Source organism: Aromatoleum toluolicum, from assembly GCF_012911005.2.
In the GTDB taxonomy this organism is placed as follows: Bacteria; Pseudomonadota; Gammaproteobacteria; order Burkholderiales; family Rhodocyclaceae; genus Aromatoleum; species Aromatoleum toluolicum.
On the sequence record NZ_WTVS01000085.1, the window covers coordinates 1 to 19,177 of the forward strand.

Annotated in this window: 20 protein-coding genes and 1 riboswitch; of the genes, 9 read left to right on the forward strand and 11 right to left on the reverse strand. The window is 69.7% G+C overall.

Annotated elements, in window-relative coordinates; all coding sequences use genetic code 11:
- Together GPA27_RS24645 and GPA27_RS24650 are read right to left on the reverse strand one after the other, a co-directional pair.
- Positions 1–224, reverse strand: a 224-nt coding sequence (locus tag GPA27_RS24645; protein WP_256223109.1) for a DUF2784 domain-containing protein, incomplete at its 3' end; no start/stop codon positions are given.
- A gap of 10 nt (positions 225–234) precedes the next feature.
- On the reverse strand, positions 235–1,224 hold the full coding sequence (locus tag GPA27_RS24650) for an EamA family transporter (protein WP_169143081.1): 990 nt from the start codon (positions 1,222–1,224) through the stop codon (positions 235–237).
- 231 nt (positions 1,225–1,455) lie between these two features.
- On the opposite strand from GPA27_RS24650, the gene GPA27_RS24655 reads away from it, so the two are divergent.
- From GPA27_RS24655 to GPA27_RS24670, 4 genes are all read left to right on the forward strand, one after another.
- Positions 1,456–2,241: a (Fe-S)-binding protein gene (locus GPA27_RS24655; RefSeq protein ID WP_169143082.1), complete on the forward strand. Its 786-nt coding sequence runs from the start codon at positions 1,456–1,458 to the stop codon at positions 2,239–2,241.
- Positions 2,241–3,647 (forward strand): LutB/LldF family L-lactate oxidation iron-sulfur protein, encoded by a 1,407-nt coding sequence (locus GPA27_RS24660; protein WP_169143083.1) that lies wholly within the window; start codon positions 2,241–2,243, stop codon positions 3,645–3,647. Before GPA27_RS24655 ends, GPA27_RS24660 begins: the two co-directional genes overlap by 1 nt.
- Positions 3,644–4,288, forward strand: a complete 645-nt coding sequence (locus tag GPA27_RS24665; RefSeq protein WP_169143084.1) for a LutC/YkgG family protein — start codon at positions 3,644–3,646, stop codon at positions 4,286–4,288. The genes GPA27_RS24660 and GPA27_RS24665 overlap by 4 nt, the downstream gene beginning before the upstream one ends.
- Before the next feature lie 166 nt (positions 4,289–4,454).
- Entirely contained in the window at positions 4,455–4,814 is a 360-nt protein-coding gene (locus tag GPA27_RS24670) for a hypothetical protein (RefSeq protein ID WP_169143085.1), read from the forward strand.
- Here the strand turns inward: GPA27_RS24670 and GPA27_RS24675 are convergent.
- The 9 genes from GPA27_RS24675 to GPA27_RS24715 all read right to left on the reverse strand — a co-directional run bounded on the left by GPA27_RS24675 (position 4,798) and on the right by GPA27_RS24715 (position 14,030).
- Positions 4,798–5,418, reverse strand: coding sequence for an acyl carrier protein phosphodiesterase (locus tag GPA27_RS24675; RefSeq protein ID WP_169143086.1), 621 nt, complete (start codon positions 5,416–5,418; stop codon positions 4,798–4,800). The two genes, GPA27_RS24670 and GPA27_RS24675, sit on opposite strands and share 17 nt — an antisense overlap.
- Positions 5,419–5,429: 11 nt before the next feature.
- The gene (locus GPA27_RS24680) at positions 5,430–6,308 is read right to left on the reverse strand and encodes a LysR substrate-binding domain-containing protein (protein ID WP_256223110.1); all 879 of its coding nucleotides are present in this window, start codon (positions 6,306–6,308) and stop codon (positions 5,430–5,432) included.
- Positions 6,305–6,895 carry a DNA-3-methyladenine glycosylase I gene (locus tag GPA27_RS24685; protein WP_169143087.1) on the reverse strand — a complete coding sequence of 197 codons (591 nt, stop codon included), beginning with the start codon at positions 6,893–6,895 and terminating at the stop codon, positions 6,305–6,307. The genes GPA27_RS24680 and GPA27_RS24685 overlap by 4 nt, the downstream gene beginning before the upstream one ends.
- A gap of 265 nt (positions 6,896–7,160) precedes the next feature.
- A complete protein-coding gene (locus GPA27_RS24690) occupies positions 7,161–8,450 on the reverse strand; it encodes a cobyrinic acid a,c-diamide synthase CobB (protein WP_169143088.1) in 1,290 nt (429 codons plus the stop codon).
- 11 nt (positions 8,451–8,461) lie between these two features.
- Positions 8,462–9,310, reverse strand: a complete 849-nt coding sequence (gene cobA / locus GPA27_RS24695; protein WP_169143089.1) for a uroporphyrinogen-III C-methyltransferase — start codon at positions 9,308–9,310, stop codon at positions 8,462–8,464.
- A gap of 301 nt (positions 9,311–9,611) precedes the next feature.
- Complete coding sequence (cobO, locus tag GPA27_RS24700; RefSeq protein WP_169143090.1) at positions 9,612–10,223, reverse strand: cob(I)yrinic acid a,c-diamide adenosyltransferase; 612 nt, start codon at positions 10,221–10,223, stop codon at positions 9,612–9,614.
- 9 nt (positions 10,224–10,232) lie between these two features.
- Entirely contained in the window at positions 10,233–11,018 is a 786-nt protein-coding gene (locus GPA27_RS24705) for an ABC transporter ATP-binding protein (RefSeq protein ID WP_169143091.1), read from the reverse strand.
- A gap of 90 nt (positions 11,019–11,108) precedes the next feature.
- The gene (locus GPA27_RS24710) at positions 11,109–12,089 is read right to left on the reverse strand and encodes a FecCD family ABC transporter permease (protein ID WP_169143092.1); all 981 of its coding nucleotides are present in this window, start codon (positions 12,087–12,089) and stop codon (positions 11,109–11,111) included.
- 42 nt (positions 12,090–12,131) lie between these two features.
- Positions 12,132–14,030 (reverse strand): TonB-dependent receptor domain-containing protein, encoded by a 1,899-nt coding sequence (locus tag GPA27_RS24715; RefSeq protein WP_169143093.1) that lies wholly within the window; start codon positions 14,028–14,030, stop codon positions 12,132–12,134.
- Between the two features lie 146 nt (positions 14,031–14,176).
- Positions 14,177–14,395: riboswitch (cobalamin riboswitch) on the reverse strand.
- 90 nt (positions 14,396–14,485) lie between these two features.
- On the opposite strand from GPA27_RS24715, the gene cobU reads away from it, so the two are divergent.
- From cobU to cobC, 5 genes are all read left to right on the forward strand, one after another.
- Positions 14,486–15,037: a bifunctional adenosylcobinamide kinase/adenosylcobinamide-phosphate guanylyltransferase gene (gene cobU / locus GPA27_RS24720; RefSeq protein WP_169143094.1), complete on the forward strand. Its 552-nt coding sequence runs from the start codon at positions 14,486–14,488 to the stop codon at positions 15,035–15,037.
- A gap of 119 nt (positions 15,038–15,156) precedes the next feature.
- The gene (locus tag GPA27_RS24725; protein WP_169143095.1) at positions 15,157–16,623 is read left to right on the forward strand and encodes a diguanylate cyclase; all 1,467 of its coding nucleotides are present in this window, start codon (positions 15,157–15,159) and stop codon (positions 16,621–16,623) included.
- Positions 16,624–16,708: 85 nt separating this feature from the next.
- Positions 16,709–17,767, forward strand: a complete 1,059-nt coding sequence (gene cobT / locus GPA27_RS24730) for a nicotinate-nucleotide--dimethylbenzimidazole phosphoribosyltransferase (protein ID WP_169143096.1) — start codon at positions 16,709–16,711, stop codon at positions 17,765–17,767.
- A gap of 25 nt (positions 17,768–17,792) precedes the next feature.
- A complete protein-coding gene (locus GPA27_RS24735; RefSeq protein ID WP_169143100.1) occupies positions 17,793–18,563 on the forward strand; it encodes an adenosylcobinamide-GDP ribazoletransferase in 771 nt (256 codons plus the stop codon).
- On the forward strand, positions 18,548–19,099 hold the full coding sequence (gene cobC, locus GPA27_RS24740) for an alpha-ribazole phosphatase family protein (protein WP_169143097.1): 552 nt from the start codon (positions 18,548–18,550) through the stop codon (positions 19,097–19,099). The genes GPA27_RS24735 and cobC overlap by 16 nt, the downstream gene beginning before the upstream one ends.
- The last annotated feature ends 78 nt before the right edge of the window (positions 19,100–19,177 follow it).

A 19,177-nucleotide genomic window follows, 5' to 3' on the forward strand; every position in this document is an offset into this window, starting at 1 on the left:
CCGCGGTAGTCCACGCCCCCCGCCGCCCGCCGCAGCGCGTTCTCGAGCGGGGTCAGCGGACAGGTCCAGCCGATCAGTTCGATACCCGCCCCGTACGCCGCGACCGGCAGGTGCACCCACTTTGCGCGCGGCCAACGCAGTGTCAGCAGCCCGCCGAACACCACGAAGGCGATGAAGAGCGCGTGCACCAGCACGACGAGATCGGCCGCCATCAACGCAAACACAGGCTTCTCCTCAAGATCGGCTCGCGGCCGGCCGGAACACGCGCACACCCAGCAGCACGCCCACGACCAGCAGCACGATGCCTGCCGCCTCGCCGGGGCCCGGCCAGCGCCCGTACCACAGGAAAGCATAGAGCAATGCCGCCAGGGTTTCGAACACGATGAGCTGGCCCGCGAGCGCGGGGGGCAGCAGGTGGCTCGCGCGATTCCACAGCAGCGTGCCCAGCCACGATGCGGCAAGGCCCACGAGCAGCATCAGGCTGACGAAGATCAGCGGCCTCGGCCCGAGGGGCCAGTCGAAGGCCTCCGCCGGCGCGGCGATGCCCTGCCACAGCGCGAAGCCGCCTGCGGCAATTAGCGCGAGCGGCAGCGTCACGAGCCCCTGCGCGGTCGCCCAAGGCCGCGCCAGCCCCGGCCCGCGCGCGCGCAGCCAGCGCGCGTTGCGGATCGGATACCAGGTCCAGGACGCGACCGCGACGGCCGCCAGCAGCAGGCCTAGCGCGTAGCGCAGTCCGCCCTGGGCGCCCGCGCCTCCCCGCCCGGCCACATCTGCCGCCTGGGCGGAGGGATCGATCTGCACGACCACGAGCCCCGCCAGGATCACCACGAGCGGCAGCGCAAGGCGCCGCCAGGCGACGACGTCGGCGGCATTGCCGGCGCGGCGCTCGGTGAGGTTCGCGCAGATCGCGATGACGACCGGCAGCGTGCCGATCATCAGTGTCGGCACCGGTGCGCCGGCGAGCTGGATCGCGCTGGCGAGCGTCGTGTAATAGACGAGGTTGCCGATCAGCGCGAGCTTGCCGGCCTCGATCCAGTCGGCTCGCGTGAGCTTTGCCAGTGCCGCGCGGTCCATCCAGGCAAGACCGAGGGCGAGCATGCCGAAGGCGATGTAGCGCCCGAACGCGAGCACGATGCCGGGGTAGTCCCCGAGCATCAGCGGCACGACGAACACGAGCCCCCACAACAGCCCCGCGCCGAGTGCCGCGAGCAAACCAGCCAGCATGGATTCCTTCCCCGTTTCGAAGGCGCGCAGTGTGCCACGCAACGCCGTCGCCAGGGTGCGGGGAAACCCTGAGCGCGCGCGAATCGGCGTTGGCAGCTGCTATGCTGCCCAAGACATGAACGGGGCTCATCGCAGGGCTGAAAATCCCTCGCCGCGTGCCGCCGCGGAGCTTGTTAACATCGCTCCACCTCGTTCCACCAACATTCCGAACAAGAACCGGAGACCTCCCTCATGACCGAATCGCCCACCCGCGGGCCGCGCGTCGGACTGTTCGCCACCTGCCTGATGAACGTGTTCCGCCCGAACGTCGGCTTCTCGGCGGTGAAACTGCTCGAAGACGCCGGCTGTACCGTCGAAGTGCCCGCGAACCAGACCTGCTGCGGCCAGCCCGGCTACAACAGCGGCGATTACGACGCCGCGCGCGCGCTCGCCCGCCAGGTGATCGAGACCTTCGAGAACTACGACTACATCGTCGGGCCGTCCGGCTCGTGCATGGCGACGATCCGCCACGACTATCCGGTGCTGTTCCACGACGACCCGGTGTGGCTGCCGCGCGCGCAGGAGCTGTCGGAGAAGGCTTGGGAGCTGCTGTCCTTCCTCACCGACGTGCTCGGGGCCACCGCGTCCGATGCGCACTACGACGGCAGCGTGACCTACCACGACTCCTGTTCCGGCCTGCGCGGCCTGGGCATCAAGGGTCAGCCGCGCACGCTGCTGGGCGAGGTCGACGGCCTCAAGCTCAAGGAGATGGAAGACAGCGAGGTGTGCTGCGGGTTCGGCGGCACCTTCTGCGTGAAGTACCCGGAGATCTCCGAGAAGATGGTCGAGGACAAGGTCAGGAACATCCTCGCGACCGGAGCCGACACCGTGGTTGGCGGCGACCTGGGCTGCCTGATGAACATCGCCGGGCGGCTGAAGCGCATCAACGCGCCGGTTAAGGTCTTCCACACCTCCGAAGTCCTGGCCGGCCTCGCCGACGGCCCGGGGCTCGCGGGCGCCGCGAAGGAGTCCGACTGATGGAAATCCGTTCGAAGGAATTCAAGGAGCGCGCGGTCTTCGCGATCCACGACGCAAGCCTGCAGCAGGCGCTGGGCAAGGCGCGCGGCGGGTTCGTCGGCAAGCGCGCGCAGCAGGCGGCTGAGCTGCCGGAGTTCGAGCAGCTGCGCGAGGAAGCGAAGAACACCAAGAACCACATCCTCGACAACCTCGACCACTACCTCGAGCGTTACGAGGCGGCGGTGACGGCCGCCGGCGGCCACGTGCATTGGGCGCGCGACGCGGAGGAGGCGCGCAAGATCATCCTCGACATCTGCAAGCGCGTCGACGCGAAGACCGTCACCAAGGGCAAGTCGATGGTGTCGGAGGAGATCGGCCTCAACGAGGCGCTGATCGAGCACGGCATGGAAGTCGTCGAGACCGATCTCGGCGAGTACATCATCCAGCTCGCGCACGAGCCGCCGTCGCACATCATCGCGCCGGCCGTGCACAAGACCAAGGACCAGGTCTCGGACCTCTTCGAGGCCGCGCACGGCGGACCGCGCAAGACCGAGGTCGCCGACCTCGTCAACGAGGCGCGCAGGGTGCTGCGCGACAAATACTTCCGCGCCGACGTCGGCATCACCGGCGGCAACTTCCTCGTCGCCGAGACCGGCTCGTCGATCATCGTCACAAACGAAGGCAACGGCGACCTGACGCAGACGCTGGCGAAGGTGCATATCGTCACCTCCGGCATCGAGCGTGTCGTGCCGACGCTCGACGACGCAACGCTGTTCCTGCGCCTGCTCGCGCGCAGCGCCACCGGCCAGGAGACCGAGACCTACACGACGATCTCGACCGGCCCGCGCCGAGCCGAGGACCTCGACGGCCCCGAGGAGTACCACGTGGTGCTGGTCGACAACGGCCGCTCGAAGATGCTCGGCGGGCGCTTCAAGGACATGCTGCGCTGCATCCGCTGCGGCGCGTGCATGAACCACTGCCCGGTGTATGGCGCGGTCGGCGGCCACGCCTACGGCTGGGTGTATCCGGGGCCGATGGGTTCGGTGCTGACGCCACTGATCAAGGGGCTGGACAACGCCTACGACCTGCCCAACGCGTGCACGCTCAACGGCCGCTGCGCCTCGGTGTGCCCGGTGAAGATCCCGCTGCCGGACCTGCTGCGCGAGCTGCGCCACATGCAGCACCAGCAGGACATCACGCCGGTGATGCAGAGGCGCGCGCTGAAGGTGTGGCGCTACGTCGCGACGCGGCCGAAGCTGTATCACGCGCTCGAACAGGTCGGTGCGCGCTTCCTGTCGGCGATCGCCAAGAACGGCAGCATCCGCCGCCTGCCGCTCGCGAGCGGCTGGACCGACGTGCGCGACCTGCCGGCCCCGGCGGGACGCACCTTCCTGGAACTGTGGCAAGGCAAGCGAGGCCAAAAATGACTGCAGCAGCGAACGCCCGCGAGGCGATCCTCAACTCCGTCCGCTCCGCGCTGCGGCGCGGCCCGCTCGACGACAAGCGGCGCGCCGAACTCGACGCACGCCGCCCGCAGCACACCCGCCCCGCGCAGGACGAGGAGCTCGTCGCGCGCTTCATCCGCAAGTTCGAGAGCCGCGCCGGCACCACCGCGCGCGTAGCGAGCCGCGCCGACGTGCCGGCCGCCGTCGAAGCCTATCGCGTCGACAAGGGCCTGCCCGCGCACGCCGCGGTCGGCGCCGCGCTGAAGGACCTCGCGTGGCCGGCCGGCCTGGCGGTGCATCACGACCCGGCCGGCATCAGCGAGACGATGGCGGTGTCGCAGGCGCTCGCCGGCATCGCCGAGCCCGGCAGCCTGATGATGGCCTCCGGCCCGGCGAGCCCGATCACGCACAACTTCGTGCCCGACGACCACGTCGTCGTGCTCGACGCGGGCGCGATCGTCGGCCACTTTGAAGAGGCGTGGGAAGTCCTGCGCGCGCGCGCCGAAGGCATGCCGCGCGCGACCAACATCATCTCCGGCCCGTCGCGCACGGCCGACGTCGAGCAGACCATCCAGCTCGGCGCGCACGGCCCGCGGCGCGTGCATGTGATCATCGTCGGCTGAGGCCGGCGGCTTGGTCCGGGGCCGGCCACATGCCCCCGGACTAAGCCGTGTGATGCATATTCGCTTACAACTCGACGACAACTTCTCCGGTCGATCTCGCGTTTAATGCGCATGGGGACAACGGTACGCGCTGCGTGACGGTGTCCGGTCAGTCAGGAGAAGAACCATGAAATCGAAAGCCCTCAAACTGCTTGCCGCGATGATCGCCGGGGGTGCCCTGATCGCTGCCACGCCCGCCCATGCCGACCGCGACCACTGGCGCGACGACGGCTACCGCGAGTGGCGCGGCGATGGTCACCGTCACGGCCACTACAAGAAATACCGCGACCGCGAGCGCGTGGTGATCCGCGAACGCTTCATCGAGCACCGGCCCGTGGTGCGCGAATACCGCTACTACGAGCGCCCGATCCGCTACTACGCTCCGGCGCCGGTCTATGCCCCGGTCTACGAGCCGCGCTACTATCCGCGCAATCCCGCGATCACGATCGGCGTCGACATCCCGCCGCTGGTCATTCCGTTGCGTTGATGCAACACCCCTGGCCGGGTCCGCGCAGGGCCCGGCTGTTCGCCGCGAACGCCTCGGCGGCCGCGATGAACTCGAAGAAATCCGCCTCGAAACCGGCGTAGTCGGCGAGCAGCTCGGCGCCGCTGCCGGTCAGCGGATTGGCGCGGCGCAGGCGCAGCGCCATGCGGTCCAGCGCCATCGCGATGACGTCCGCCGAGCGGTAACTCCCCAGCCAGTCCGATTCGCGCATGCGCGGCAGGATGTCCGCCAGGCGCGGCGGCAGCAGCGCGCCGTGCGCGTCCATCAGCGCGTACAGCGTCGCGCTGAAGCGATCGAGCGGCTCGTCGTGGAAATGCTCCCAGTGCAGCGCGAGGAAGTGGTCGTAGAACATGTCGACCATCACCCCGGCGACGCGCCGCCGCTCGGGCGACACCCGCGCGCGGCTGCGCTGGAAGGCTGGGTGGGTTTCGGCGAAGACGTCGATCTGGCGGTGCAGGCGCACGCCCTCGGCAATGTCCGGCGGCAAGCCGGCCGGCAGCGCCCCTTTCACGAAGTCGCCCATCAGCCCGCCGAGGCGGTCCGGAGGGGATTCGCCGGCGAGCCAGGCGTGGGCCAGGAAGTTCATGTCCGGCCTACCTAGGCGAACGTGGCCGCGAGCCAGTCGATGAATGCCTGCACCACGGCACGCTTGCTCTGCGCCGGCGTCGTCACCGCGTAGTAGGTGAAGGGTGCCGGCGCGGACACGCCGAAGAGCGGTACGAGCCGCCCCGTCTCGACCCACGCTGCCGACAGGCGCCGCGTGCCCACCGCCGCGCCCAGGCCGGCCGCGGCGATCTCCATCAGCATGCCCAGGTCGTTGAACACGGCGCCGCGCTCGGGCTCGCCCCAGTCGAGGCCGGCCGCGAGGAAACACGGACGCCACGGCAGCAGCGGCGAGCGCAGCAAATCCAGACCGGCGAGATCCGCCATGCCGGCCGGCGCATGCGCGGCAACCCACGACGGCGCGGCGAGCGGCACCATCGTGTCGTCGAAGAGCTTGCGCACCACGCGCTCCGGATAATCGCCGCGCCCCCAGCGCACCTCGACGTCCGCGGCCTCGGCGGTGACGTCCTGCAAGGGGATCGACAGGTGCGCCTCGAGCTCCACCTCGGGATGCGCGCGCAGGTATTCGGGCAGGCGCGCCATCAGCAACTGGCGCGCAAAGGTCGGCGGCAGCGACACGCGCAGGCGCTCGCGCTCGGGCCGCAGCACCGCGCCGGCCTGCGCGAGCTTGTCGAAAGCCGCGCGCACGCTGTCGAGGTACAGGCGCCCGGCGGTCGTCGGCCGCACGCCGCCCGACGCACGCTCGAACAGGGCCGTGCCGAGCTGGGTTTCCAGCTGGCGGATGCGGTGGCTGACGGCGCTCGGCGTCACGCACAGCTCCTCGGCCGCCTGCGCGAAACCGCCCAGGCGCGCGGCCGCCTCGAAGGCCGCCAGCGCATGCATCGGCGGCACGTGGCGCAGCGGGGCGCTCACGCCCGGCTCCGCAAGCGTGCGATCTCAGCGACTGCGCGGTGGCGCGGGCAGGCGACGACATGGTCGTTGGTCATGCCCGCGGCCTGCATCAGCGCGTAGCAGATCGTGCTGCCGACGAACTTGAAGCCGCGCGCCTTCAAGGCCTTGCTCATCGCATCGGACTGCGGCGTCGTCGCGGGGATCTCCGCCAGCGCCGAGAAGGCGTTCTGCACCGGCTCGCCGTCGACGAAGCTCCACAGCCAGGCCACGGGATCGGTCCCGGCGTCTCGCAGGTCGAGCCAGGCGCGTGCGTTTACGATCGCCGCGTCGATCTTCGCGCGATTGCGGATGATGCCGGCGTCGGCGAGCAGCTCCGCCTTCTTCGCTTCGTCGTAGCGCACGATGCGCTCGGGATCGAAGCAATCAAACACCGCCCGGTAGCGCTCGCGCTTCCTCAGCACGGTGATCCACGACAGCCCCGCCTGCGCGCCTTCGAGGACGAGGAATTCGAACAGCGTGCGCGCGTCGTCGGTCGGCACGCCCCATTCGGTGTCGTGGTAATAGACGTACAGCGGATCATTGCCCGCCCAGGCGCAACGCTCGATCATGCGGCTCCTCCGGTGGGCGCGCTTCGCGCGGCCCGATGATCGGCAAAGTTTAACCCGTTCGCTCCTCTCGCCACGAACGTCGGGAATCCCGCACCCTGCCCCTGACGCCGACGGAGTTCCCCTCAGGTCCCATCCGGACGCGTAGGGCGGGAGGAGCCGAAGGCGTATCCCGCCAGCCCAGGCTCGGTGCTGGCGGGATACGCCGCGTGGCAGGATGCGCTGCACTCCTCCCGCCCTACGGGAGTGCGGGCGCTGCCGCCCGTGGTCAGGCGAAGAGACCCGCCACGGCCGCCGGGTTCGACGGAAAGTAGAAGTGTACGTAGGACGCCGTGAGCCGCCCCTGACGGTAAATCGCCTCGCCCTCGCGCCCGTCCGGCGTCTGCGCGCGCACGAGGGGCGCGAGCGGGGTGTCGCTCATCGAATAATGGAAGGTGTGACCGGTTAGCCGCCCTTCCGGAAGTTCGGCCAGCTGCATCCCGAGCGCCGCGAGCCGCTGCTGCATCACCGCCCGCCCCGGCAGCAGGCCAGCGAAGGCATGCGCTTGCCCGGCCTTGTCGACGACCGTCTCGAAGAGGCTCATCATGCCGCCGCACTCGGCGAGCAGCGGCTTGCCCGCCACCGCGTGCGCCCGCAGTCCGGCGAAGAGGTGCGGGTTCGCCGCGAGCGCCTCGCCGTGCAGCTCGGGATAGCCGCCCGGCAACCACACGGCGTCGCAGTCGGGCAGCGCGTCGCCGGCAAGCGGCGAGAAGAATTCGAGCCGTGCACCGAGCCCGCTCAAGGTGTCGAGGTTGGCCGGGTAGATGAAACCGTAGGCCGCATCGCGCGCGATCGCGATCGTGTGCCCGGCCAGCAGCGGGGGCAGTTGCGCCGGCAGCGCCGCGGAAAACTCCACCGGCTCGGGCAGATCGGCCGCGCCGGTCGCCGCGATGCCGTCGGCGAAACGGTCCAGCCGCGCTTCGAGGTCGGCGATCTCGGCCGCCTGCAGCAGGCCCAGGTGGCGCTCCGGCAGCCCGGCCTGCGCATCGCGCGACAGCGCGCCGTACCAGCGCATCCCCGCGGGCAAGGCCGCGCACAGCATCTCCGCGTGACGCGCGCTGCCGACGTGGTTCGCGAGCACGCCGGAAAAAGGCAGGCCCGGCTGGTAATGCGCGAGCCCGTAGGCCACCGCGCCGAAGGTCTGCGCCATCGCGCGCGCATCGATCACCGCCATCACCGGCAGGCCGAAGCGCCGTGCGATGTCGGCGCCGGAGGGCGTGCCGTCGTAGAGGCCCATCACGCCCTCGACGAGGATCAGGTCCGCGTCGCACGCCGCCTGGTACAGGCGCCACGCCGCGTCGGCCTCGCCGCACATGCCGAGATCGAGGTTGTACACCGGCGCGCCGCTCGCGACCGCGTGGATCTGCGGGTCGAGGAAGTCGGGCCCGCACTTGAACACGCGCACGCGCCGCCCCGCACGCGCGTGCAGACGCGCGAGCGCGGCGGTGACGGTGGTCTTGCCCTGGCCCGAAGCGGGTGCAGCGACGAAGAGAGCCGGGCAGCGCGCCATATCGTTCATTCCGCCATTCCTCATTCCTGGTCATCCCCACGATGCACCACGGTGCAGCCGGCGTGGGGAGGATGCGCGACCGGCGCGCTGTCCGGCGCGAACCACGCGAGGCGCGGATACAGGCCGACGACATCGCCGACGATGGTCAGCGCCGGCGGGCGGATGCCCTCGTCCGCGACCACCTGCGGCAGGTTAGCGAGCGTTCCCACGGCGACGCGCTGGGCCGGCGTCGTGCCGCGCTCGACGACGCCGGCCGGGGTGTCCGCGGGCAGGCCGTGGGCGACGAGCTCGCGGCAGATGTCGGGCAGGCGCGAGATGCCCATGTAGATCACCAGTGTCTGACCGCGCCGCGCGAGCATCGGCCAGTCGAGATCGAGCGCGCCGTCCTTGAGGAAGCCGGTCGTGAACACCACCGAACGGGCATGGTCGCGGTGCGTGAGCGGGATGCCGGCGTAGGCAGCGATGCCCGCCGCGGCGGTGACGCCGGGCACGACCTCGACGGTGATGCCGGCCGCGACGAGCACTTCCATCTCCTCGCCGCCGCGCCCGAAGATGAAGGGGTCTCCCCCCTTCAGGCGCACGACGCGCTTGCCCGCCTGCGCGAGGCGCACCAGCAGTTGGTTGATGTCATCCTGCGGCAGGGTGTGGTCGGCGGCCTTCTTGCCGACGTAATGGCGCTCGGCCGACGCCGGCGCAAGGTCCACGATCGCCGGGCTGACGAGGTTGTCGTAGACGATCGCGTCCGCGCCCGCGACGAGGCGCGCGCCGCGCAGGGTCAGCAACTCGGGGTCGCCGGGGCCGGCGCCGACGAGGTAGACGTGACCCGGCGCGGGGCCGGGGCGGGGATTCGGGAGGTCGGGAAGGGACATAGAGATTTCTCGTCGTTATCGGCCCGGCAATAAATCAGGGATGCAGGTTGAGTGCGGCACGGTTGCTCCCTCCCCTTCAAGGGGGCGGAGGCGGGGTTTCGCAAAGCACCGCTCTGCGCCGCCGCAGCGGCGGAGCGAAGACTCCCGGGCTGGGGTGGGGATGGTTAAGCGCACGTCACCGAAACCCATCCCCCTCCTAACCTCCCCCTTGAAGGGGGAGGGACACGGTCCCCGTGCAGACTTCATATTTCCTTGCCGGGTTAATTGTCGCACCGGCGCCGGGATCGTTCGTATCCGCGGCTCAGAACTCGACGCCCGGCATCGCCTTCACCCCGGCGGCGAAGGCGTGCTTGACGAGGCCCATGTCGGTCACCGTGTCGGCCGCTTCGACGAGCTCGGGCGGGGCCGCGCGGCCGGTCACGATCACGTGCTGCGGCGCGGGCCGCGCGCGCAGATCCGCGAGCACCGCCTCCACTTCAAGGTAGCGGTATTTCAGCGCGATGTTCAACTCGTCGAGCACCACCAGCCCGATTGCGGGGTCGCGCAGCAGCGCCCGCGCCTGTTCCCACGCCGCCTGCGCGCTCGCCACGTCGCGCGCGCGGTCCTGCGTGTCCCAGGTGAAGCCGTCGCCCATCACATGCCACACGACGTCGGGCTGGCGGCGGAAGAAGGCCTCCTCGCCGGTGTCCGAGCGGCCCTTGATGAACTGCACGACGCCCACCTTCATGCCGTGGCCGAGCGCACGCGCGACGACGCCGAAGGCGGCGCTCGACTTGCCCTTGCCGTTGCCGGTATTGACCAGCAGCACGCCGCGCTCGTTCTGCGCCGCGGCGATCTTTTCGTCCACGACCGCTTTCTTGCGCTGCATGCGCTCGGCGTGACGGGTGTTCCTGTCCGTGTCGGGGGGATTCATGTCTTTGTTCTAGTCGGGGATGAAAAGGGTGCGCCCGTCGACGTCGAGGCGGCGGATCGGGTGCTCGAAGGCGCGGCTGAGGTGCTCCGGCTGCAGGACGTCCTCGCGCGTGCCGGCCAGCACGCCGCCCTTGCCGTCGAGCAGGATCACGTGGTCGGCGAAACGGGTCGCCAGATTGATGTCGTGCAGCACCATCACAACGCCGCGCCCTTGGCGCCCAAGGCGCGCGAACAGCTCCAGCACGGCGATCTGGTAGTGCAGGTCGAGATGATTCGTCGGCTCGTCTAGCAGGAAGAGCCGCGGGGCCTGCGTCAGCAGCGTCGCGATCGACACGCGCTGGCGCTCGCCGCCGGACAGGCTGAGGACGTCGCGCCCCGCGAATTCCGCGAGCCCCACCTCCGCCAGCGCCGCCTGCGCGATGGCAACGTCCTCCGCAGTTTCCCAGCCCCAGCGGCCGAGATGCGGATGACGGCCGATCAGCGCGGTCTGCAGCACCGACGCAGAGAAATGGTCCGGCTGCTGCTGCGCGAGGAGCCCGCGAAAGCGCGCCGCCGCGAGGCTGTCCCAGTCGGCGTAGGGGCGCCCGCCGAGGCGCACGCTGCCCACCGTCGGCGCGCGCAGGCCGGCCAGCGTGTGCAGCAGCGTGGTCTTGCCGGCGCCGTTGGGCCCGAGCAGCACGAGACATTCGCCCGCCGCCAGCCGCAGGCTGAATTCGCAGCACAGCCAGCGTTCACCGACCTGCAGCGCGAGGCCGTCGGCTTCCAGCAGGGCGGGGGAAGAATCAGTCGACGCCATCACGCCCTCCGCCGCGCAGTCCCGGGGAGGGCATGCGCGCCCTTGGAGAGCAGCGGAGCAAGGTCAATTGCGAGCACGGGGCACACCATCTCAGCGCGGATTCCGTGACAGCAGGAAGAGGAACACCGGCACGCCGATCAGCGCGGTCAGCACACCGACCGGCAACTGCACGGGCGCCATCACGGTGCGCGCGGCCGTGTCGGCAAGCGTCAGCAGCGTGCCGCCGGCGAGCAGCGCGGCCGGCAGCAGCATGCGCTGGTCGTTGCCGATCGCGAAGCGCACGACGTGCGGCACGATCAGGCCGACGAAACCGACGGAGCCGACCAGCGTCACCGCCGCCGCGGTCAGCAGCGAGGCGAGCACGTACAGCAAATAGCGCAGCCGCTGCACGCGCACGCCCAGGGCCGTCGCCGTCGCCTCGCCGCGCGCGAGCACGTTGAGGTCGCGCGCGAACGGCAACACCACGACGAGCCCCGCAATGAGCACCACGAGTGCCGGCCACGGCCGGCTCGCGCCGCTCGCGTCGCCCATCAGCCAGAACAGCATCGACTGCAGGCGCGTGTCGGTCGCCAGCGACAGCATCAGCGTCACCGCCGCGCCGCAGCCGGCGGCGACGATGACGCCGGTGAGCAGCAGGCGGGTCTGCGTCCAAGAACCGTCGCCGTGCGCCAGTCCGAACACCACCAGCATCGCCGCGAGCGCACCACCGAAGGCCGCGCCATCGATGGCCCAGGACGACGCGCCGACCAGCATCGCCGCCAGCGCCCCGACCGCCGCCCCGCCCGACACACCCAGCACGTATGGGTCGGCGAGCGGATTGCGCAGCAGCACCTGCATCAGCGCACCGGCCAGCGCCAGCAGCCCGCCGCACACGAACACCGCCACCGCACGCGGCAGGCGCAGCTCGCGCACGACATCGGCGGCCATGCCCTCGGCGCCGCGGAACAGCGCATCGAAGACCTCGCCGAGGCCGATCGGCAGGTCGCCGGCGGCAAGCGCCCACGCCAGCGCGCACGCGCCCGCGAGCACCTGCCCTGCAATCACGAAGCCCGACGATGTGCGTCCTGGCATGGGTCTCCCGTCATCCGGTCGGGACGGCCGGCGGCGCGTCCCTTACTTCGGCGCGTAACGCACGCCCACGAAGACGTTCGCACCCGGCGTGTTGTAATCCTTGATCAGCTCGTACTTCTTGTCGAACAGATTATTGACGCGTCCCTCGAGCGACCACGCGCGATCGATCGCATAACGTGCGAACAGATTCACGATGCCGTAGCCGCCGAGGCGCTCGCGTTCGCCGTTGCTGCTGTAGCGGGCACCGCTGGCGACCAGTTCGCCACCGGCGAGCAGTTGCCCCATCGAGCGGCTCAGGCGGAAGGTCGCCGTGCGGTCGGCGCGGCGCTGCAGATGGTCGCCGGTGCCCTCGTCGCGCGCCTTCAGGAAATCGATGTTCGCCGAAGCGTGCCACGCCCCGACGTCGGCACGCCCGCTCAGGCTGACGCCCTCGAGCTTCGCCGCGGACACGTTCGAAGGCATCAGCAGCGACACACCGGGCGACGGGAACGTCGACTGCCAGTCGATGAGGTTGCGCACCTTGTTGTTGAAGTAGGTCACCGACGCCGCGGCGTGCGCACCTTCCCAATGCAGCGCGAGTTCGCGGTTACGTCCCTCTTCCGGCTTGACCTCCGGATTGCCGCGGGTGATGAAGCTCATATCGAAGCCGCAGATCGCCGTCGTGCAGACGAAGACATCCTCGGGCCAGTAAAGGTCGTTGAAGGTCGGCGCCGCGAACGAGGTGCCGTAGGACGCGTGCACTCGCCACTGGTCGTTCAGCTGGTAGCCGTAGGCGAGCGAGCCCGTCGTCTTGTCCTCGAAGCGCGAATTGTCGTCATGGCGCAGGTTGGCCTGCAGGCGGTTGCGCCCGAAGTTGCCCTGCCACCCGGCAAGCACCGAACCGACCGAACGCTTGTCGACCGCGATCGGCTGACCGGTATCGACGTTCTGTTCGAGATACTCGTAACCGAGCATCACGCGGCCGATGGGCAGGCGGAAGGTATTCTGCCAGACGGTCTGGTCCTGCACGGTGGTGAAGTGCGCCTCGGGCGAGAACGCGGAGAAGCGGTCGCGGCCGTCGTCGATCGAGCGGCCGAAGCTCAGCGACGAGTCCCAGATGTCGGTGATGCGGTTCAGGCTGTACAGCCGGAGCGTCGAGGCGACGCTGTCGCTGCGGACGTTCGCGGGCAGCGGCGAGAACTGGTTGTCGTACCAGGCACGCTGGTCGCTGTGCAGCACCGACATGCCGACTTCGTGTCCGTCCGCAGGACGGAAAGCCAGACTGCCGGCAAAATTCGTGTTGCGGTGGCCGTCCTTATCCGGATCCGCGACGGCCTTGCGACGTGCGCTGTAGCCTTCGGACTCCGCATAGCCGCCAGAGAGGTTGTAGGACCAGCGCTGGTCGCCGCCCGAAACGCCGGCCGTGGCCTCGCTGCGCCCATAGCTGCCTGCGCCGACGAAGGCGTCGACGCGGGGACCGCCCGCCTCGCCGCGGCGCGTGAAGACCTGGATCACGCCGCCGATCGCATCGCTGCCGTACAGCGCGCTCGCCGGGCCGCGCAGGACCTCGATCCTTTCGATCTGCGACAGCGGGATGTTCTGCGGAATCGGCTCGCCAAGCGTCGCCGAGCCCGTGCGCACGCCGTCGATGAGGATCAGCGTGTGGCTCGCCGCACCGCCGCGCAGGTAGATGCCGGTGGTGGTGCCCGGACCGCCTGCCTGCGAGAACTGCACGCTCGCCTGCGCGGCGAGGAACTCGGCCAGCGTCGACTGGCCGGCGAGCTCGATGTCCTCGCGTTCGATGACAGTCAGATCGCTGAGCAACTCGTTGATCGGGGTCGGCATGCGCGTCGCGGTCACGACGACGGTGTCACCGGTCTTTTCTTCGGCGGCCAGTGCACCGGAGGCGAACGGCAATGCGGCAGCCACCGCGACGGCGGTAGCGGACAAGCGGATATTCATTTGGGGCTATCTCCCTGCGCCAGCGATCGCGTCCCCGCGCCACTGGTCATCTTCACAATGGAAGCGCCGCCCGGGGAAATACGTATTGAGCCGCTGCGATGCACGCCCGTCGCCGCCTCCCCGCGGCACTTCCGCCTTCTCGTGTCCAGGCCGGTATCCGGGCTCATGGGCTGGACGGCACTCCGTGGTGGAGTCCGTACCGGGCGCATCGCCTTCCCGGACTCTCGTCCAGTGGCGGTTGGATGCGCTTTGCGTCCACTTACCGTTGCGGGGGCAGCACAGGTATTGCGGGGGGCGGCTTCGGGAGCCGTTCGCGCACCTGTTTCCCGTTTAACCCTCGGGCGCGAATCGCCGTCGGGCACCTGCTACACGTCGCACCCGAAACCGGGCGCGGAGCGGATAATAGCGCTTTCCGCAACTTTGCGCAGCGCAAAAAAACGCGTAATTCCAAAGACATGCCCGCACACCTCATCCTCGGCGGCGCGCGCTCCGGCAAGAGCCGCCACGCCGAAAACCTTGCCGTCGCCAGCGGACTTCCCGTCACCGTGATCGCCACTGCCGAAGCCCTCGACGACGAGATGAAGGCCCGCATCCGCCGCCACCAGGGCGACCGCCCGACTGGCTGGCGCACCGTCGAAACGCCGGTCGCACTCGCGGCGACGCTCGCGCGCGAAGCCGCCGACGGACGCTGCGTGATCGTCGACTGCCTGACGCTGTGGCTGTCCAACCTGATGGGCGACGCCGACAACGTGGCCAACCCTGCCATGGCGGAACTTCCGCCGGCGCTCCACGCGGAGCGCGCGGCGCTGCTGGAGATCTTGCCAACACTGAGCGGCGAGGTCCTGCTCGTCGCCAACGAGGTCGGCCTGGGCCTCGTCCCCGACACGGCGCTCGGACGCTTCTTTCGCGACGAGGCGGGCCGCCTTAACCAGATGGTGGCCGCCGCCTGCGAGCGCGTCACCTTCGTCGCCGCGGGCCTGCCCCTGGCGCTCAAGGGAGGCGCCTGAGATCAAACCGCAACAGCGCGACACGCCACAGCCCATGACGGGGCGGATTTTTTGTACGCGGCCCGCGATTGCCTCCTAGAATTGCAGTTCCGCGACAGACTTTTTTCGACAAGGCAGTAATGAACATTGTGGCGCACGCAGCTGACGCGAAACCTGAACGCCGCAAGGCATTCGACGCCGCACGCCTGTGCCCCGCCCTCGCGATCTCGCTGACCATTCCGCTCTCGGCCTATGCGCAGGCGGGGACGTCGGCCGGAACGGGGGACATCCTCGCAAACCTGATCGCCACCGTCTTCTACGTCGGCTTCACGGCAGCGCTGCTGCTCAACAGCGTGCTGCAGTTTCTCGCCAACCGCGATCGCAATTACCTCATTTACGGGGGATTCGCCTTCGGCACGGGTCTCAGCCTGCTGACGGTCGGACTGCTCCACGGCTTTGCCCCCGGCGGGTCCGACGGCGGCTGGACCACGACCGCCGAACCCATCGGCCTCGCGCTCGCCGGACTGTGCGCCGCCCTGTTCAACCGCGAATACCTGCGCACCGCCACGCGCTCGCCGCGCATCGACCTCGCGCTCAAGGTCTTTTCGGCGCTGTTCGGCCTCGCGCTGGCCGGCGCCTTCGTGCTGCCGGGCGATTACCCGAGCACGCTGATCGCCGGCATCAGCCCGGCCTTCGCCCTGCTGGCGACCGCATGCGCCGTGCACGGCCGCCAGCAGAAACTGCCGGGCGCGACGCTTCTCATTGCCGGCTGGACCGCGATGCTCGTCGGCGCGCTGCTGTTCCTCGCCACCCATACGGCGCTGCTGCGTCCCGAGGGGCTGCCGATCCACGCGATCCAGCTCGCATGGGCGTTCGGCGTGCTGACGATGTCGCTCGCACTCGCCGAACGCACCGGCTCGAACTGGCGCGAACGCGCAGCCCGGCACGCGGACGACATCGCCAGCCTGGAGCACTCGATCGAAACCCTGCAGGCGTCGGAGCAGTTCCTCACCCAGGGCATGGCACAGCGCAGCCAGGAGATCGAATCCCTCACCCATCGCCTGCAGGAAAGCGAGCAGCGCTTCCAGGAGATGTCGCATCATGATCCGCTCACCGGTCTTGCGAACCAGCTGCTGCTCACCGACCGCATCGACCAGGGCATCATCCGCGCCAAGCGCCACAACACCCGCATCGGCGTCGTGATGCTCGACCTCGACGAATTCAGCTCGATCAACGACAGCTACGGACAGGACGTCGGCGACGAGATCCTCAGGGCCGTCGCGCAGCGGCTGCGCAGCATCGTGCGCGAACAGGACACGGTCGCACGCCCCGAGAACGACCAGTTCGTGATCGTGCTCGAGGAAGTGTTCGACATGGACGACCTGCAGCGCGTAGCGAACGCGGTCGCCACGGTGGCCGGCGAGGCGATCCAGGTCGGCGGCCAGACCTTCATGCTCGACGTCTCGATGGGCTGCGCAATTTCGGGCAATGAAGGCTCCAATGCGGTCAGCCTGCTCAAGCAGGCGAGCAAGCTCATGCGCCGCGCCAAGGAAGGCAAGCGCCTCAATCGCCAGCACGGCAGCGCCCGCAGCATCGCCCAGGCGTGAGGCTCGCGGCGCGGGCCGGGTGCTACCGCGACACAGGCTGCGTGCTACCATCGCAGCCCATTCAGGGCACATGCATACCACAATCATGGCATATCAGATCTGCGCACCCGGACGCACGCTCGCGGCCGACCTCCAGCACCGCATCGACAACAAGACCAAGCCGCAGGGCGCCCTCGGCCGCCTGGAGCCACTGGCGCTGCAGCTGGGTCTGATCCAGCAGACGCTCAGCCCCGAGCTCCGCCAGCCCCACATCATGGTCTTCGCCGGCGACCACGGCGCGGCGCGCGCGGGCATCTCCGCCTTCCCGCAGGACGTCACCTGGCAGATGGTCGAGAACTTCCTCGCCGGCGGCGCGGCGATCAACGTCTTCAGCCGTCAGCTGGGCATCGGGCTCACCGTCATCGACTGCGGCGTGAATCACGACTTCGGCCAGCGCCCGGGGCTCGTCAATGCGAAGCTCGGGCCGGGCACCGCGAACTATCTGGAAGAACCGGCGATGCGCGCCGAGCAGTGCGACGCGGCGCTTGCGCGCGGACGCGAGCTTGCGCATGCGCTCGCCGCGAACGGCTGCAACGTGGTCGGCTTCGGCGAGATGGGCATCGGCAACACCGCGTCGGCCTCGCTGCTGACGCACTGCCTGATCGGCGAGGGGAGCAACGGGGGCGGCGCGGATCTCGTCACCGTGACCGGACGCGGTACCGGCCTCGACGACGCCGGCCTCGTGCGCAAACGCGAACTGCTCGGCCAGGCGCTCGCCCGCGGCGGCCGGCCGACCGATCCGCGCGCGGCACTCGCCGAATACGGCGGCTTCGAGATCGCCGTGATGGCCGGCGCGATGCTCGGCGCGGCCGAAAAGCGCATGACGCTGCTGATCGACGGCTTCATCGTCACCTCCGCGCTGCTCGTCGCCCACGCGATCGCCCCGGAGATCCTCGACTACTGCGTGTTCGCCCACCGCTCCAAGGAACCGGGGCACACCGCACAGCTGAAGCACTTCGGCGTCGACCCGCTGATGGAGCTGGATCTGCGCCTGGGCGAAGGCACCGGCGCCGCGCTCGCGTTCCCGCTCGTGCAGGCGGCGGCGAACTTCCTCAACGAGATGGCGAGCTTCGATTCGGCCAAGGTCAGCGAGAAAGGCAACTGAGGGGCCACTGAACGGCGCCCGCATGATGCGCTACCAACTCGAACTGTTCTTCACCGCGCTCGGCTTCTTCACCCGCCTGCCGGTGCCTGCGTGGGTGCCGTGGTCGCCTGAGCGCCTGAACCACGCCGCGCGCTACTTCCCGCTCGTGGGCTGGGTGGTCGGCGCGATCGGCGCGGCGAGCTGGCTCGCGCTCGCGCTGATCCTGCCACCGAGCGTCGCCGTGCTGCTGTCGATGGCGGTGACGATACGCGCCACCGGGGCCTTCCACGAGGACGGCTGGGCCGACGCCTGTGATGGCTTGGGCGGCGGCTGGGACAAGTCCCAGGTGCTGACGATCATGAAGGACTCGCGCATCGGCAGCTACGGCACCGTCGGCCTCGTGCTGATGCTGCTGGCGAAGGCGGCGGCACTGGTCGAACTGGCCGGCGCGGGCGACGCCGCGGTCGCTATCGCGCTGCTCGTCGCCCATCCGCTGTCGCGGCTTGCCTCGACCAGCCTGATCCACACCCTCGAATACGTGCGCGAGGACGAAACGGCGAAGGCGAAGCCGCTCGCGCGCCGGCTCACCGGCACCGAACTCGCGATCGCATCCGCCTTCGGCATCCTGCCGCTCGCGCTGCTGCACCCCGGCGAAGCCGCCACGGCACTGATCGCCGTCGCCGCCGTGACCCTTTGGGCCGGCCGCTACCTCGTGCGCCGCCTCGGCGGCTACACCGGCGACTGCCTCGGTGCCGTGCAGCAGGCGACCGAACTGGCGATCTACCTGGGCATCCTCGCGACGTGGAACTTCACCTGATCCGCCACCCGCGCCCGGACGTGCCGCCGGGCGTGTGCTACGGGCAGTCGGACGTGGGACTTGCTGAGTCGGCCGACGCCGTCGCCGCGCGCCTGCGTCCGATCCTGCCCGAACGCTTCGCGCTGCACGCGAGCCCGCTGGCGCGCGCACGCCTGCTCGCGGTCGAACTCGGCACGCCCGTTCTCGACGACCGCCTCAAGGAGATGCACTTCGGCGAATGGGAGCTGCGCCCGTACGCCGAGCTCGGTCCGGCGATCGACACCTGGGCCACCGACCCGCTGGGCTTTCGCGCCCCGGGCGGCGAATCGGCGCACGACATGAGCGCGCGCGTACTGCAGTGGCTCGACGCCCTCCTCGCCCCCCTGCCCGCCGACCCGGTCGTGGTAGTCGCCCACGGCGGCCCGCTGCGCGCGATCGCCGGCCACCTGCTGGGGCTGCCGCCCGAACGCTGGCTGGGCCTCGATTTCGCCTGCGGCCACGCCACGCGCATCGACGTCGAGGAATGGGGCGTCGTGCTGAAGTGGTTCAATCGCTGAAACATCGCGCACTACCCGGTTCGTGGGATAATTGCAGACTTTTCAACGCGCTGCCCCGTTCCCCATTTTGTCCCCCTC

Coding starts and splice junctions, on each gene's coding strand:
- GPA27_RS24650 (WP_169143081.1), bottom strand. CDS start 1,224: ATGCTGGCTGGTTTGCTCGCGGCACTCGGCGCGGGGCTGTTGTGGGGG.
- GPA27_RS24655 (WP_169143082.1), top strand. CDS start 1,456: ATGACCGAATCGCCCACCCGCGGGCCGCGCGTCGGACTGTTCGCCACC.
- GPA27_RS24660 (WP_169143083.1), top strand. CDS start 2,241: ATGGAAATCCGTTCGAAGGAATTCAAGGAGCGCGCGGTCTTCGCGATC.
- GPA27_RS24665 (WP_169143084.1), top strand. CDS start 3,644: ATGACTGCAGCAGCGAACGCCCGCGAGGCGATCCTCAACTCCGTCCGC.
- GPA27_RS24670 (WP_169143085.1), top strand. CDS start 4,455: ATGAAATCGAAAGCCCTCAAACTGCTTGCCGCGATGATCGCCGGGGGT.
- GPA27_RS24675 (WP_169143086.1), bottom strand. CDS start 5,418: ATGAACTTCCTGGCCCACGCCTGGCTCGCCGGCGAATCCCCTCCGGAC.
- GPA27_RS24685 (WP_169143087.1), bottom strand. CDS start 6,895: ATGATCGAGCGTTGCGCCTGGGCGGGCAATGATCCGCTGTACGTCTAT.
- GPA27_RS24690 (WP_169143088.1), bottom strand. CDS start 8,450: ATGAACGATATGGCGCGCTGCCCGGCTCTCTTCGTCGCTGCACCCGCT.
- cobA (WP_169143089.1), bottom strand. CDS start 9,310: ATGTCCCTTCCCGACCTCCCGAATCCCCGCCCCGGCCCCGCGCCGGGT.
- cobO (WP_169143090.1), bottom strand. CDS start 10,223: ATGAATCCCCCCGACACGGACAGGAACACCCGTCACGCCGAGCGCATG.
- GPA27_RS24705 (WP_169143091.1), bottom strand. CDS start 11,018: ATGGCGTCGACTGATTCTTCCCCCGCCCTGCTGGAAGCCGACGGCCTC.
- GPA27_RS24710 (WP_169143092.1), bottom strand. CDS start 12,089: ATGCCAGGACGCACATCGTCGGGCTTCGTGATTGCAGGGCAGGTGCTC.
- GPA27_RS24715 (WP_169143093.1), bottom strand. CDS start 14,030: ATGAATATCCGCTTGTCCGCTACCGCCGTCGCGGTGGCTGCCGCATTG.
- cobU (WP_169143094.1), top strand. CDS start 14,486: ATGCCCGCACACCTCATCCTCGGCGGCGCGCGCTCCGGCAAGAGCCGC.
- GPA27_RS24725 (WP_169143095.1), top strand. CDS start 15,157: ATGAACATTGTGGCGCACGCAGCTGACGCGAAACCTGAACGCCGCAAG.
- cobT (WP_169143096.1), top strand. CDS start 16,709: ATGGCATATCAGATCTGCGCACCCGGACGCACGCTCGCGGCCGACCTC.
- GPA27_RS24735 (WP_169143100.1), top strand. CDS start 17,793: ATGCGCTACCAACTCGAACTGTTCTTCACCGCGCTCGGCTTCTTCACC.